At 66.8% G+C, this 14830-nt stretch carries 11 protein-coding genes; 2 read left to right on the forward strand and 9 right to left on the reverse strand.

All coding sequences use genetic code 11. The features are described 5' to 3' along the window. Nucleotide 1: 1 nt before the first annotated feature. On the reverse strand, nucleotides 2-1477 hold the full coding sequence (locus UC32_RS09100; RefSeq protein ID WP_045730908.1) for an MFS transporter: 1476 nt from the start codon (nucleotides 1475-1477) through the stop codon (nucleotides 2-4). Nucleotides 1478-1753: 276 nt separating this feature from the next. On the opposite strand from UC32_RS09100, the gene UC32_RS09105 reads away from it, so the two are divergent. Beyond that, nucleotides 1754-3166, forward strand: a complete 1413-nt coding sequence (locus UC32_RS09105) for an MFS transporter (RefSeq protein ID WP_045730909.1) — start codon at nucleotides 1754-1756, stop codon at nucleotides 3164-3166. A 180-nt stretch (nucleotides 3167-3346) separates the two neighbouring features. Here UC32_RS09105 and UC32_RS09110 read toward each other — a convergent pair whose 3' ends face one another. The 6 genes from UC32_RS09110 to UC32_RS09135 form a co-directional block, all read right to left on the reverse strand. Next, entirely contained in the window at nucleotides 3347-4078 is a 732-nt protein-coding gene (locus UC32_RS09110) for a glutamine amidotransferase (RefSeq protein ID WP_045730910.1), read from the reverse strand. 146 nt (nucleotides 4079-4224) lie between these two features. Continuing rightward, the gene (locus UC32_RS09115) at nucleotides 4225-4665 is read right to left on the reverse strand and encodes a YybH family protein (RefSeq protein WP_045730911.1); all 441 of its coding nucleotides are present in this window, start codon (nucleotides 4663-4665) and stop codon (nucleotides 4225-4227) included. Between the two features lie 16 nt (nucleotides 4666-4681). Continuing rightward, nucleotides 4682-6478 (reverse strand): acetyl/propionyl/methylcrotonyl-CoA carboxylase subunit alpha, encoded by a 1797-nt coding sequence (locus UC32_RS09120; protein WP_152642592.1) that lies wholly within the window; start codon nucleotides 6476-6478, stop codon nucleotides 4682-4684. A 142-nt stretch (nucleotides 6479-6620) separates the two neighbouring features. After that, nucleotides 6621-7271 (reverse strand): Maf family protein, encoded by a 651-nt coding sequence (locus UC32_RS09125; protein WP_045730913.1) that lies wholly within the window; start codon nucleotides 7269-7271, stop codon nucleotides 6621-6623. 9 nt (nucleotides 7272-7280) lie between these two features. After that, nucleotides 7281-9803 carry an MMPL family transporter gene (locus tag UC32_RS09130; RefSeq protein ID WP_045730914.1) on the reverse strand — a complete coding sequence of 841 codons (2523 nt, stop codon included), beginning with the start codon at nucleotides 9801-9803 and terminating at the stop codon, nucleotides 7281-7283. Between the two features lie 17 nt (nucleotides 9804-9820). Next, complete coding sequence (locus tag UC32_RS09135) at nucleotides 9821-10540, reverse strand: TetR/AcrR family transcriptional regulator (RefSeq protein WP_045730915.1); 720 nt, start codon at nucleotides 10538-10540, stop codon at nucleotides 9821-9823. Nucleotides 10541-10703: 163 nt separating this feature from the next. Here UC32_RS09135 and UC32_RS09140 point away from each other — a divergent pair, with 163 nt between their 5' ends. After that, nucleotides 10704-11267 (forward strand): hypothetical protein, encoded by a 564-nt coding sequence (locus UC32_RS09140; RefSeq protein WP_045730916.1) that lies wholly within the window; start codon nucleotides 10704-10706, stop codon nucleotides 11265-11267. A gap of 142 nt (nucleotides 11268-11409) precedes the next feature. Here UC32_RS09140 and UC32_RS09145 read toward each other — a convergent pair whose 3' ends face one another. Further along, nucleotides 11410-12849 carry a dicarboxylate/amino acid:cation symporter gene (locus tag UC32_RS09145; protein WP_045730917.1) on the reverse strand — a complete coding sequence of 480 codons (1440 nt, stop codon included), beginning with the start codon at nucleotides 12847-12849 and terminating at the stop codon, nucleotides 11410-11412. Nucleotides 12850-13122: 273 nt separating this feature from the next. Further along, nucleotides 13123-14808 (reverse strand): DUF885 domain-containing protein, encoded by a 1686-nt coding sequence (locus tag UC32_RS09150; RefSeq protein WP_045730918.1) that lies wholly within the window; start codon nucleotides 14806-14808, stop codon nucleotides 13123-13125. Nucleotides 14809-14830: the final 22 nt, after the last annotated feature.

The raw sequence follows: 14830 nt of genomic DNA on the forward strand, positions 1-14830 counted from the left end.
GTTAGACGTGTCCCATCGCGTTTCGGTTGGCGTTGCGGATGTAGCAGGCCCAGCAGACCACCAGCATCAGGGCGTACGCCCCGACGAAGCCGTAGAAGGCCGGGGTGTAGGAGCCGCTGGCGGTGTTGGACGCGTTCAGCACCTGAGGGATGAGGAACCCGCCGTAGGCGCCGATCGCGGAGATCAGGCCGAGGGCGGAGGAAGCCAGCCGCTGGGTAGCCACGGAGCTGGCTCCGCTGCGCGCTGCCCGGCTGTTGGTGGCGAAGATGACCGGGATCATCCGGTAGGTTGCGCCGTTGCCGAAGCCGCTGGCGGTGAAGAGCATCAGGAACAGGACCAGGAAGAGCCAGAAGTTCTTCAGCGGCAGCGTCCAGATCATGGTCAGGGTGATCACAGCCATGGAAGCGAACGCGGACACAGTCATCCGGGCGCCACCCATGCGGTCAGCCATGCGTCCGCCGTAGGGCCGGGCGAGCGAGCCCACCAGGGGGCCCAGGAAGGCGAGGGAGAGCGCTACGGTTCCCACCCCGATGGTGGAAAACTCGGGGAAGTAGTCCTTGATCAGCTTGGGGAATACGCCGGCGAAGCCGATGAATGAGCCAAAGGTGCCGATGTACAGGAACGCCATGATCCACAGGTGCGGTTCCTTCAGTGCTGCAACGGATCCGGCGACGTCGCCCTTGGCGCTGGTGAGGTTGTTCATGTACTTGTACGCGCCGAAGGCGGCCAGCAGGATGAACGGGACCCACATCAGGCCGGCCATGGGCAGGTTGACAGTACCGGCGGCCAGGAGGGTGATGACAATCGGAACGGCGAGCTGCGCGACGGCGGCACCGAGGTTTCCGCCGGCGGCGTTCAGGCCCAGGGCCCAGCCCTTTTCGCGTGCCGGGTAGAAGAAGGTGATGTTGGCCATGGAACTGGCGAAGTTGCCGCCGCCGAAACCGGCCAGCGCGGCCACCAAGAGCATCACGCCGAACGGTGTCTCCGGGTTGGAGACGCACAGGGCGAGGCCGATCGAGGGGATCAGGAGCAGCAGCGCGGAGACGATGGTCCAGTTCCGGCCGCCGAAGCGGGGAACCATGAAGGTGTACGGAATGCGCAGGGTGGCGCCCACCAGGCTGGGCATCGAGATCAGCCAGAAGATCTCTGACGTGGTGAAGGTGAAGCCTGCTGCGGGGAGCTGGACCACCACGATGGACCACAGCTGCCAGACGACGAAGCCGAGGAACTCGGCGAAGATGGACCAGTTCAGGTTGCGGCGGGCGATGGAGCGGCCGGCGGTATCCCACTGTTCCTTGTTCTCGGCGTCCCAGTTGGCGATCCAGCGGCCGGGGCGGAATTCAAGGGCTGGGGCGGTTGCGGTGCGGGTAGTGCCGGGCTGTGCGCTGGCGGATGCTGCGGCTGATTCCGGGGACGAGGCGTCGTCAAGATCAACGGAATTGCCGGTGCCGGCATCTGCGGTGCGGTCAACAGTCACGGGTTACCTCCTTTGGGGGATGTTGTTCCTCAAAGGTAGGGACGGCGCGTTTCGCGGACCGACGCCGGATGTTAACGGGCTGTGACATTTGCCTATCTGTGCCAGCCGGACGCCGTTAGGATGCGAAGGTGCCCAAAAAGTGAGACGCACAGCACAGGTCCAAATAGTGGACCTTTCGTCCATTGACTGGACCAGCGGAACTAATATTGAACTCTAACTATTTCGCGCCGGGGCAGCCCGCTGTATCCGGCCGGTTTCTCACGAAAGCGTTTACACATGTCTTCCACCGACACCTCCACGGTGCCCGGTTCACCCCAGCCGGTGAACTCCCGCGGCCGTGTGATCGTCGCCAGCCTCATCGGCACCACGGTCGAGTTCTACGACTTCTATGTCTACGCAACTGCGGCGGTGCTCGTCTTCCCGCAGCTGTTCTTCCCCAACGCCAACGAAACCACCCAGCTCCTGAGCTCCTTCGCGGTCTTTGGCGTGGCCTTCATCGCCCGCCCGCTGGGGTCCATCGTCTTCGGGCACTTCGGTGACAAGTTCGGCCGCAAGGGCACCCTGGTGGCCTCGCTGCTGACCATGGGCATCGCAACCTTCCTCATCGGCTGCCTGCCCACTGCGCTGGTACCGGGCTGGGAGTTCTGGGCACCGGCCCTGCTGGTAGTCATGCGTTTCGCCCAGGGCCTGGCCCTGGGTGGCGAATGGAGTGGGGCGGCCCTGCTGGCCACCGAGAACGCACCGGCCAACAAGCGCGCCATCTACGGCACGTTCCCGCAGCTCGGCGCTCCCATCGGCTTCATCATCGCCAATGTCATCTTCCTGGTGGCCAGCTACACGCTGTCACCCGCTGCCTTCCAGGCCTGGGGCTGGCGTGTTCCGTTCCTGCTCAGCGCCGTCATGGTGATCATCGGCCTCTACGTGCGGCTGAAGCTCATCGAAACCCCGGCGTTCACCAAGGTGATCGAGTCCAACGAGGTCGCCAAGCTGCCCCTGGGCCGTGTCTTCAAGACCAGCTGGCGCCAGCTGATCCTGGGCACCTTCATCATGCTCGCCACCTACGTGCTCTTCTACCTGATGACCACGTTCACCCTGACCTACGGCACCCGGGCATCGAGCCTCGACGCCGCCAAGGCGGCCGCTGAAAAGGCCGGCAAGCCGATGACCGAAGCCGCAGCCGCAGCGTTTGTTCCGGGCCTGGGCTACACCCGCAACGACTTCCTCTGGATGCTGATCGCCGGCGTCGTGTTCTTCGGCATCTTCACCCTGGTTTCGGGTCCGCTCGCAGAGAAGTACGGCCGCCGGAAGATGCTGATCGGCGTCACCGCCGGGATCTTCGCCTTCGGCCTGCTCTTCGTTCCGCTGTTCAGTGGCGGCTTCGTGGGCACCATGGCCCTGCTGATCCTGGGCTTCTCGCTCATGGGCCTGACCTTCGGACCGATGGGCGCGCTCCTGCCGGAGCTGTTCCCCACGAACGTCCGCTACACGGGATCGGCCATCAGCTACAACTTCTCCAGCATCCTGGGTGCCGCCGTTGCGCCGTTCATCGCCGTGGCGCTGTGGGAGCTGGCCGACGGCAGCCCGGTACTGGTGGGGGTCTACCTGACGTCCATGGCCGTGCTGACCCTCATCGCGCTCTTCGTCAGCAAGGAAACCCGCGACCTCGACTACGAGAACAACGTAGCCTGACCCGCCAGCCTGTGCGCTCCAGCCCGGTTGGTGGCTGGACGGCCCGGCGTACGCCCTGCAGTACAGGGGGCGGGCGCCGGGCCGTCGTCGTTCCGGGCACAGGTAACCGGGCAGGAACGCACGACGGCGGATGGCCGGTTCGGGCGGGATGGTTCAGGCGCACTGGCCAGGCGCGTGGGTTCAGGCGGCGTAACGCGCCACGAAGTTCCGCAGGATCTTCATCGGCTCGGTCACGGTGAACTTCCGGGCGTCGGCCATCAGGTCCTCGGCGGACTCCGGGGGGAAGTAGCCGGCGTTGCGGTAAATGTCGATGCGCGTCACCAGGCCTTCCGCATCGAGTTCGGGGTGGAACTGGGTGGCGTAGAGGTTTGACCGGACCCGGAACATCTGCACGGGGCAGGCTGCGGATCCCGCCAGGCGTTCCGCATGGGCGGGCAGCGAACTGCAGGCTTCCTTGTGGCCCGCAAAAGCGGTGAAGGACTGTGGCATTCCCTCAAGCAGCGGGTCCTGCAGGCCGTCCTCGGTGAGGCCGATTTCCACGGCGGCGAGGGGCTCGCCGTAGGTCCGGTCGATCACTGCACCTTGGTGCCTGCCCAGCGTCCCCACGCCGTAACAGGCCCCCAGGAACGGGAAATCGCGGGCCACCAGCTGGTCCAGCAGGCCTGACAGTTCCTGTTCCACCCTGTGCTGGACCTGGCTCTTGTCCTGTGGCGGGTCGCTGGAGGTGAACGGACTGCCACCCACAATCACGCCAGAGTACCCGGAGAGGTCCAGATCCGGCAGGGGAGCCGCTTCAAGCCGGATCCGCCGCAGCTCCCGCTCCTCCAGGCCGCCGTACCTCAGGTACGCAGCGTACTCGTCATCGGCGGCGGCGTCCTCGGCCCGGGAGGCCAGGAGCAGGAAAGGCAACACCTGCTAAGTGTGCCTGCAATTGCCCGAAATACGCCAGCAGCCCGGAGCGGAGGGCTCCGGGCTGCCGGGGATTGTGAAACTGCCGGACCCATAGCCTGCCCGGTCTGGTAGGGCTATAAGGCTTCCGGGCTCCCGCCACAGGCTGGTCAGCCGGCAGCGGCCTGGGCCAGCGACCGGCGGGACTGGGGCCGCGCAGCCGGATCGGCATGCCGGTGCACCAGCTTCCAGTAGCCTTCCTCGCGCCGGAAGATGCTGGTCACCCGAAGGGCAAACTCCTCGGTGGCCGCAGCACCGTCCAGCCGGGCACGGAAGTGCTCGGTTTCCACCAGGTAGGCGGTGTCGCGCGCCGTGTAGGACGTGATGGTGTCAAAGCCGAGCATCTCGCCGTCCTGGAACTGCCGGGCGGCCTGGTCGAGCCGGGCTTCAACCTGTGCCCAGCCTTTGGCGATGCCGCCGAAGGGGTTGGCCAGCGTCACGTCCTCGAGCCGGGAGTAGAGGTCCTTGATGGGACCGGTGTTGCCCCGGGTGATCTCCGGAACCGCCTCGTGGTAGCGCGCCACTTCTTCCTGGAAACTGGGTGCCAGCATGGGTGCCTCCGGCCTGTCAGTCTTCGATCGTGGCGATCACGGCGCCGGCGGACACTGTCTCGCCCGCAACGGCTTTCAGGCCGGTGATGGTTCCGGCACGGTGCGCCGTAAGGGGCTGTTCCATCTTCATGGCCTCCAGGACCACTACCAGGTCGCCCTCGGCTACAACGTCGCCCTCAGCCACGGCCACCTTCACGATGGTGCCCTGCATGGGGGAGGCCAGCGCGTTGCCGGTTGCGGCAGCCGGGCCGCCGGACCGCGCGCGCTTCTTGGACTTTCCGGACTTCGCCGCAGGAGCGGAACCGGCGCCCAGCGAACCCAGGGAGGCCGGGAGCACCACTTCGAGGCGCTTGCCGCCTACCTCGACCACCACGCGCTGGCGTTCTTCGGCGTCCTCGGTTTCGGCAGCGCCGTGCGGGTTCCAGGCCGGCAGGTCGTTGGTGAACTCTGTTTCGATCCAGCGCGTGTGGACCTTGAAGGGCCCCTCCGCCGGCGCGAAATCGGGGTTGCTGACCACAGCGAGGTCAAACGGGATGACGGTGGGAATGCCTTCCACCACCATCTCCTCCAGGGCGCGGCGTGAGCGCTGCAGGGCCTGGGCGCGGGTAGCTCCGGTGACCACCAGCTTGGACAGCATGGAGTCGAAGTTGCCGCTGATGACATCGCCCTGCTCCACGCCGGAATCAATCCGGATGCCGGGGCCGGTCGGGTTCTTCAGCGTGGCAATGGTGCCCGGGGCGGGCATGAAGTTCCGGCCCGGATCTTCACCGGTAATGCGGAACTCGATGGAGTGGCCACGGACCTCGGGGTCCCCGTAGCCCAGCTCCTCGCCGCGGGCCAGGCGGAACTGTTCGCGGACCAGGTCGATGCCGGTGACTTCCTCGGAGACGCAGTGCTCCACCTGCAGGCGGGTGTTGACCTCCAGGAAGGAAATGGTGCCGTCCTGGCCCACCAGGAATTCACAGGTACCGGCACCGAGGTAGCCGGCTTCCTTCAGGATGGCCTTGGAGGATTCGTACAGGCGCTGGTTCTGCTCGGGGGTGAGGAACGGCGCCGGTGCTTCTTCGACGAGCTTCTGGTTGCGGCGCTGCAGCGAGCAGTCGCGGGTGGAGACCACCACGACGTTGCCGTGGGCGTCGGCGAGGCACTGTGTTTCAACGTGCCGCGGTGCGTCCAGGAAGCGCTCGATGAAGCATTCGCCGCGGCCGAAGGCTGCGGTGGCTTCACGGACGGCGGACTCGAACAGTTCCGGGATTTCTTCGCGGGTGCGGGCCACCTTGATGCCGCGCCCACCGCCGCCGAAGGCAGCCTTGATGGCCACGGGCAGGCCAAACTTGTCAACGAACTCGAGGATCTCCTCGGCGGACTGCACGGGGTCGGCGGTGCCGGGGACCTGGGGTGCACCCACCTTTTCGGCGATGTGGCGGGCCTGGACCTTGTCGCCCAGGGCGGAAATCGCTTCGGGGGACGGGCCGATCCAGGTGATGCCGGCTTCGATCACGCGGGCCGCGAACTCGGCATTTTCGGCCAAGAAGCCGTAGCCGGGGTGGATGGCATCCGCACCGGACTGCCGCGCGGCATCGAGGATCTTGTCCATCACCAGGTACGACTCGGCGGCGGTGTTGCCGCCCAAAGCATAGGCTTCGTCAGCAAGGCGGACGTGCAGGGCGTCGCGGTCAGGGTCGGCGTAGATCGCCACAGAGGCGATGCCCTCATCGCGGGCGGCGCGGATGATGCGCACCGCGATTTCACCGCGGTTGGCGATCAGCACCTTGGTGAGGCTCTGCTGCGTGGTACCGGCGGACTGCTCCATATTTGCTGACAAGGCGTCTCCTTCTTTCCTTCAGGGAGCCTAGCGCGGTTTTGGAGGTTCCGCCGATATTACTTGCGGAATCCGCGTGTAAACCGGCAATGCTTTGTAGGGAAGCTACAAGTCCGGCGTAATTGGCCGTCTTTCAACGCGGCGGCCAGAGATCGGTGATGCGCACGTTTGCGGCGGCCAGCAGCCCCCGGAGGGTGGACACGGACAGGCCGACGACGGCGTGCGGGTCGCCGTCGACCTTCCGGATGAAGGCCCCGCCCAGGCCGTCAATAGTGAAAGACCCGGCGCAGTGCAACGGTTCGCCGGTGGCGATGTACGCGTCGATTTCCTCCGCGTCCATCTCCAGGAAGGCGACCTCCGCTGAGGCAACCGCGCCGAGGGTGGCGCCGGATCCGGCACCGTCACCGCCGTCGTCGTCCGTGTCCGTATCCCGGCAATCCACCAGCCAGTGCCCCGTGTGCAGTACCCCGGAACTGCCGCTCATCCTGAGCATCCGCTCCCGCGCGACGTCGGCCGTGTAGGGCTTGCCATGCGCCTCGCCGTCGAACTCGAACACCGAATCGCAGCCCAGCACCAGTGCGCCCTCGGAGTCCGGCAGTGCCGCCACGGCCTCGGCCTTGGCCCGGGCCAGCAGGAGCGCGGTGTCGTGCGGGTCGGTCACGCCGTAGCGCGCCTGCACGGCGTGCTCGTCCACGTCGGAGACCAGGACGGTGTGCCGGATACCGGCTTCGGCCAGGAGTTTGGTGCGGGCGGGGGACTGGGAGGCAAGTATCAGGCGGACCACGGAAACAGCCTAGTGGACCAGCTCTGCGGACGCCTTGGTGTTCTCCGGCCGGCTGAGTTTGGCACCTTCCACGTCCACGTCCGGCAGGATGCGGTCCAGCCAGCGCGGCAGCCACCACGACTTCTCGCCCAGCAGGTACATCACGGCGGGAACAATGGTCATCCGGACCACGAACGCATCCAGCAGCACGCCGAAGGCCATCGCGAAGCCCAATGGCCGGACCATGGTGAGGTGGCTGAAGATGAAGCCGGCGAACACGCTGACCATGATGATGGCGGCGGCGGTCACTACGGCGGCGGCGTGCCGGAAACCCACCCGCACGGCTTCCTTTGCGGTGGATCCGTGCATGTACGCCTCGCGCATGCCGGACGCGATAAACACCTGGTAGTCCATGGCCAGGCCGAACAGCACGCCGATCAGGATGATGGGCAGGAAGCTCAGGACCGCGCCGGGGTTGGCGACGTCGAACACGGTGCCCAGCCAGCCCCACTGGTAGACCGCAACCACGGCGCCGAACGCGGCAGCGAGCGAGAGCAGGAAGCCGCCGGTGGCCAGGAGCGGCACCACGATGGAGCGGAACACCAGTAGCAGCAGGATCAGGGACAGCCCGACGACGATGGCCAGGTAGGGCGGCAGCGCGTCACCGAGTTTGGTGGAGACGTCGATATTGCCGGCGGTCTGGCCGGTCAGGCCCATGGCTACGTCGTAGTCGGCCTTGATTTCGCCGTTTAGGCCGCGGAGTTCCGAGACGACCTTGACCGTGCTGGCGCTGGCCGGTCCTTCCTCGGGGATGACCTGGAAGACGGCGGTGCGGCGGTCTTCGCTGATGGCCACCGGAACGGCTGCCACAACGTTGTCCACTGCCCGGAGCTTGTCCGCGATGTCGTACTGCAGGGTGGTGGACGCGGCCTCGTCCAGGCCGGCGGGGAACTCGCCCACGGCAACGATGGGGCCGGTGACGCCTTCGCCGAAGCTGCGGGCGGTGACGTCGTAAGCCTGGTAGGCCTCGGAGTCCACCGGTTCGGAGCCGCCGTCGGGAAGGGCGAGCTGCAGCTGCGTGGCCGGGAGGGCCAGCGTGCCGAGCAGGATGACGCCGGCCACCATGGCGAGCACGGGGTGCCGGGTGACCAGTCCGCCCCAGCCGTGGGTGCTGCGTTCGCGGTCCTTGGCGTCGTCCGCCGCTTCGTGGCCGGGCTCGGCATTGTGGGCGTTGGCCTTGGCCCAGGCCCGCTTGGAGATGATGCGGCGGCCGATGAGGGACAGCATGGCCGGGGTGAGGGTGATGGCGACGAGGACCGCTACGGCCACAGTGCCGGCGGCTGCCAGGCCCATCACGGCCAGGAACGGCAGGCCGGGGACCACCAGGGCGGCGAGGGCGATAATGACGGTCAGGCCGGCGAACACCACGGCGTTGCCGGACGTTCCCGTGGCGCGGGCCACGGATTCTTCAGGATCCATGCCGGCCAGGAGCTGGGTGCGGTGCCGGTTGACGATGAACAGCGAGTAGTCGATGCCGACGGCGAGGCCCAGCATGAGCGCCAGCATGGGGGAGATGGAGCTCATGTCGAAGAGGCCGGACAACGCGAAGGTGATGCCGACGCCCACGCCGACGCCCATGACAGCCATCAGGAGCGGGAGGCCGGCCGCCACCAGGGTGCCTAGCATGATGATCAGCACCAGGGCCGCGACGGCGATGCCGATGATTTCCGCGATGCCGAACAGCTCGGAGATGTCCTCGGTGATTTCCTTGCTGGCCAGGGCTGTGATGCCGGCGGCCGAGGTTTCGTGGGCGATGTCCTGGACCTGCTGCCGCACCTCGGGGCTCAGGCCGTTGATGGAGCCATTGAACTGCACCTGGGCTACCGCAGCCTTGCCGTCTTCCGAGACGAAGCGGATGGCAGAGGATGCCTCAGCCTGCCGTTTGCCCAGTTCCAGCTTGGCCTTGCTGGCCTCAAGTTCCTTCGCTCCGGCGTCGTATTTTGCCTGGCCTTCGGCTGCTGCGGCCTTCTGCTGGCCCAGTTGAGCCTCGATGGCCGCTGCCGGTGCACCGGCAGCCACCATCTGCTGCTCTGCTGCCTCCAGCTGTGCCTTGCCGGCTTCCAGCTGTGCCTTGGAGGCGTCCAGCTGGGCCTGCCCGGCGGCCAGCTGCCGCTCGCCGTCGGTGATGGCCTGCCCGGCCTGGTCCACCTGGGCCTGCGTGGCGAACGGGTCCACGGTGCCGCGGACGTCCGGCAGCGTTTCGAGCTTCTTCAGGGCGTCAGTGACCGCCGCCCGTCCGGAGTCGGTGAAGCCGCCGTCGGGTGCTTCGAAAACGATCGTTGCGGTTCCGCCGGACGCTGACGGAAGGTCTTCCTTCAGCTTGTCTGCGATCCGCTGCGTTTCCGTTCCGGGGATCTGGAAATTGTTGGACAGGGTGCCGTGGAATGCCGCGGCGGAGCCGCCGACGGCAACCAGCGCCACGAGCCATAACGAAACGACCAGCCAGCGCCGGCGGTAGGAGAACTTGCCAAGGCGGTAGAGCAGCAGTGCCATGTGGGAAACCGATCTGGTCAGGAGGAGTGGGCGGCTGAAGGGGCTGACGAGCGTGCCGGAGGCACCGGCGCGGTGGACGTGCCGGCGCCTGCCGGCGGGGTGAAGCCGGAGCCCAGGAGGGCCATGGCGTTGATAAGGAGTTGCCGGAGTTCGGCGAGGGAGGCGGGCGACAGGTCGGGCCCACGGCGGCTGAACCAGACCTCCATGGCGGCCTTGCCGCACGAGATGACGGAGCCGGCCAGGGCGTGGACATACAGATCGTCCGAACCGTCCGGCGTGGCCGCCACCCGGTCCCTTGCCACGGTGAAGACCTGGGCGCGGCAGTGGTCCCAGGCCTCGAGTTCGGTGTGGGCCATCAGCTGGCTGTGCTGCGTCAGGGCGAACAGCTCGGCCAGCGGCTCCACCGTCATGGGGTCCGCCAGGGCCATAAGGGCAGCCTGTGCCGCCTCCAGCAGCGGTTCCTCAGCGGGCCGCAGCTGCAGCTGCCGGATGACGATATCCAGGAAGCCGTGGGTGACCGAGGCAAGCGCCGCGTCGGTGCTGTTGAAGTAGTTGAAGAAGGTTCGCCGGGAGATGCCGGCAGCCTCGGCGATGTCTTCGGCCGTGAAACCGCCTGGCCCCTTGGACCGCAGCAGTGCCAGCGCAGCGTCCGTGATGGCCTGCCGGGTTGCGGCCTTGTTCAGTTCGCGGCGTGAGGGAACCGCGGGCGCGCCAGGCGGGGACGAGGGAGAATTCACGCTCTTACACTACGTGCAAGTTTGCACAGTGGGCAAGTTAAATTCATAGGAGAATGAAAGGCTCCCAACAGCCTCTACCGAACCTGCGCAGGGAAGCTTTGGTAAGACCCGGAAAGGGTCCAGCCACAGCAGCCGTCTGGCGACGGCGGAGCAGGAGAAGAGAATGTCACGCAGGAAGAAGATGGCGCTCGGCCTGTCGGCAGCGGCGCTTGCCGTGGGTGCCGGCATAGGAGTGGCGGGAGTTGCCTCTGCCACGACGACGCCAACCCCCTCACCGAGCGCCAGTGCCTCTGCCGATGCCGGCACGGGCTCCGGCACGGGCCATGACGGCATGGGCCGCCACGGCGGACGCGGAGGTGAACGCGGCGGCGTGCAGGCATCAGCGCTGGCGCAGAAGCTGGGTGTGGACGAGGCAAAGGTCACTGACGCGCTGAAGGCTTTCCGGGAGGCCAACAAGCCCAGCGGACCGCCGGCAGAAGGCGAGAAGCCTGACATGGCCGCCCGCGAAGCTGCACTTGCCAAGTCCCTGGCAGCATCACTCGGCATTGACGAGGCCAAGGTAACGGCGGCGCTCGACGAGCTCCGTACCGCGGCACAGGCAGATCGGGCGGCAGCGCTCAAGACCCGTCTCGACCAGGCGGTTACCGACGGAAAGCTGACCCAGGCCGAAGCGGACGCCGTCACCAAGGCGGTCCAGAACGGGGTGATCGGCGGCGGCGGACACTGACCCCGCCACTGCCGCCCAGCTGCCCCGGCAGGTCGGGGTTGCGTCCCGGGATGACAGCCCGGGACAACAGGAAGTCCCCGGGAGAATTCCCGGGGACTTCCTGTGATTGCACGTACGAGGCGCCTTGCGGCACCGGTGTTGGTTATGCCTTGGCGTCCTGCAGCTCGCGGGGCGCGGTGTCTGCGGCAGTACCGTCCGTAGCGGCACCGTCGCCGGCGGTGTCGTCGTCAACGAAGGGGGTGCCGTTACGAGGCGCGTTGTACAGCGCTTCGTCCAGGATGCCCTGGCGCTTGGCCACGATGGTGGGGACCAGGGCCTGGCCTGCCACGTTGACGGCGGTACGGCCCATGTCCAGGATCGGGTCGATGGCGAGAAGGAGGCCGACGCCGGCCAGCGGCAGTCCCAGCGTGGAGAGCGTCAGCGTCAGCATCACCACGGCGCCGGTGGTGCCGGCCGTCGCGGCGGATCCCAGGACGGAGACCAGGGCGATCAGCAGGTACTGGCTGAAGTCGAGCTGGATGCCGAAGAACTGGGCCACGAAGATGGCGGAGATGGCCGGGTAGATGGCGGCGCAGCCGTCCATCTTGGTGGTGGCGCCCAGCGGGACGGCGAAGGAGGCGTAGCCGCGGGGGACGCCCAGGCTGCGCTCGGTGACGCGCTGGGTGAGCGGCAGGGTTCCCACGGAGGAGCGGGAAACAAAGGCCAGCTGGACGGCCGGCCAGACGCCGGAGAAGTACTGCTTGACGGACAGGCCGTGGGTGCGGACCAGGATGGGGTACACAACGAACAGCACCAGGGCCAGGCCCGCGTAGATGGCAACAGTGAACTTGCCCAGGGAACCGATGGTGTCCCAGCCGTAGACGGCGACCGCGTTGCCGATCAGGCCGATGGTACCCAGCGGCGCGATGCGGATGATCCACCAGAGGACCTTCTGGATCACGGCGAGGGCAGAAGCGTTGAGGTTCAGGAAGGGCTCGGCAGCCTTGCCCACCTTGAGGGCGGCGACGCCGACGGCGATGGCGATGACCAGGATCTGCAGCACGTTGAAGCTGACGGAGGTGGTGACGGCGCCGGATTCGGCGACGGTGGAGCTGGCACCGAGGCCGAGGAAGTTCTTGGGGAAGAGTCCGATCAGGAAGGCCCACCAGTCGCCGACCTTGCTGGGGGCCTCCCCCTTGCCGGTGATGCCGGTGTTGGCGCCGGGCTGCAGGAGCACGCCCAGGCCGATGCCGATCAGCACGGCAATCAGGGACGTGATGGCGAACCACAGCAGGGTGTTCCAGGCCAGCCGGGCGGCGTTGGACACCTGGCGAAGGTTGGAGATGGAGCTCACCACGGCCGTGAAGATGAGGGGCACGACGGCGGTCTGCAGCAGCGACACGTAGCTCGAGCCGATGGTCTGCAGTGTTGCGCCAAGGCCGTTGGGGTTGGTCTTGGTGCTGCCGGTGTACTTGGCCAGCAGGCCGAGTCCAAGGCCCACGATGAGGGCGGCGATGATTTGGAAGCCGAACGATCCAGCCCACTTGGGAAGCTGGAGGCCCGTCTTCCCTGCGGGGGAAGGGGTGCTTGTCTGAGTGCTCACCCGAATACGCTAGGACCGAAGCCCTTATCACGTCGAAACAACATTGAGAAATATTACGCAACCCCAGTCGCCGGAAGAAATAGAAACCCGCGGAAAACCAAGGCGGACAGCGGGTTTTATTACTTATTCCCACCGGCGGTGTGCTTAACATCTCGCGAAAGTGGCCTGCGCACGCCCCGACGTGGCTGGCTTCCGGCAGCGCGCGTCAGAGCGACGAAGGAGCAGCGCGCCGAGGAAGGCGGCCATGCCGGGGCACCCCGGCCACGCATGGGGCTATGAAAGCAACGCGCGGCGCAGCGTATCGAGTCCAACAGAGCCGATGTTCAGGGCCTTGGTGTGGAACTCCTTGAGGTCGAATCCTGGCCGTGATTCAAGCTCTGCGCGGATCTGTTCCCAGAGGCGCTGCCCCACTTTGTAGGAGGGGGCCTGGCCGGGCCAGCCCAGGTAGCGGGTGAACTCAAAGTTGAGCTGTCCCTCGCTGATGGGCAGGTTGGCCTTGAGGAAGTGGTATCCCTTGTCCGGGGTCCAGGTGCCGGTGCCCCAGCGTGCGGGCACCTCCAGTTCCAGGTGGACGCCGATGTCGAAGACCACGCGGGCGGCGCGCATCCGTTGCATGTCCAGCATGCCCATGTGGTCTCCGGCGTCGTCGAGGTAGCCCAGTTCCTGCATGAGTTTCTCGGCGTAGAGGGCCCAGCCTTCGCCGTGGCCGGAGGTCCAGCAGATGTTGCGCCGCCATTTGTTGAGCAGTTCGCGCCGGTAGGTTGCGGTGGCCACCTGGAGGTGGTGGCCCGGGACACCTTCGTGGTAGACGGTGGTGGTCTCGGCCCAGGTGGTGAAGGTGTCTTCGCCGGCAGGGACGGACCACCACATGCGTCCGGGGCGGGTGAAGTCGTCCGAGGGGCCGGTGTAGTAGATGCCGCCTTCGTCGGTGGGGGCGATGAGGCATTCCAGTTTCTTCATGACGTCGGGGATGTCGAAGTGGACGCCGGCCAGTTCCGCGACGGCTTTGTCGGAGAGTTCCTGCATCCAGGCCTTGAGGGCGTCGGTGCCCTTGATCTGCCGGGCGGGATCATTGTTCAGGATCTCTTTGGCCTCTGCGATGGAGGCGCCGGCCTTGATGGTGCCGGCCACCACCTCCTGTTCGGCGATCAGGCGGTCGAGTTCCTGCACGCCCCAGGCGTAGGTTTCCTCCAGGTCCACGGTGGCGCCGAGGAAGGACCGTGATGCGAGCGCATAGCGGGCTTTACCCACTGCATCCTTCTCCGGGGCGGCGGGGAGCAGGTCGGTGCGGAGGAAATCGGCAAGCCCGGTGTAGGCGCGGCGGGCGGCGGCAGCACCGGCGTCGAGCTTCTCCTGCAGGGCGGTGCCCAGCGGGCCGGATTCCGTGGCGGCGCCGGCTGCGAGCTTGGCGAAGAATCCGTCCGGGGCGGCGTACTTCGTGGCCTGTTCGATCACGATGTTTACCTGGCGGGCCGCGGCCACCCGGCCTGCGTCGCGCGCCAGGCGCAGGGACTCGATGTAGCCTTCGACGGCGGCGGGTACGTTCTGCGCCCGCCCGGCGATGTGCTCCCAGTCCTGTTCCGTAGCGGTGGGCATGAGGTCGAAGATCGCGCGGATGTCCTGCGCGGGCGAGGCAATGTTGTTCAGGTCCGCATACTCCCACCCGGAGGCGTGGATCAGCAGCTGCAGGCCCAACCGCTCGCGCATGGCGTCCAGGGTGACGGCGTCCACGTCGTCTTCAGGCTCCAGGCCCTCAAGGTCGGCCAGGGCTTTGCGGGCGACCTCTGCGAATTCGGCGATGCCTGCGGGCGAGAAATCCTGGTACTCGGTTTCGCGGCCGGGCAGTCCCAGGGTGGTTGCCAGCGACGGATTCAGGCGGACGAGGGTATCGGTATAGGCGTCCGCGACGGCGTCGATGCGGGTATGCGGTCGTGCGGAGGGCGAGGTGTCGGTAGTCACCTTCCGAGACTAGCCCGGCCGC

It is taken from the genome of Pseudarthrobacter chlorophenolicus, from assembly GCF_000962805.1.
GTDB lineage: Bacteria > Actinomycetota > Actinomycetes > Actinomycetales > Micrococcaceae > Arthrobacter > Arthrobacter chlorophenolicus_A.

Bases quoted from the DNA above. Each gene is read 5' to 3' on its own strand.
- UC32_RS09105 (WP_045730909.1), top strand. From the start codon at position 1,754: ATGTCTTCCACCGACACCTCCACGGTGCCCGGTTCACCCCAGCCGGTG.
- UC32_RS09115 (WP_045730911.1), bottom strand. From the start codon at position 4,665: ATGCTGGCACCCAGTTTCCAGGAAGAAGTGGCGCGCTACCACGAGGCG.
- UC32_RS09120 (WP_152642592.1), bottom strand. From the start codon at position 6,478: ATGGAGCAGTCCGCCGGTACCACGCAGCAGAGCCTCACCAAGGTGCTG.
- UC32_RS09130 (WP_045730914.1), bottom strand. From the start codon at position 9,803: ATGGCACTGCTGCTCTACCGCCTTGGCAAGTTCTCCTACCGCCGGCGC.
- UC32_RS09140 (WP_045730916.1), top strand. From the start codon at position 10,704: ATGTCACGCAGGAAGAAGATGGCGCTCGGCCTGTCGGCAGCGGCGCTT.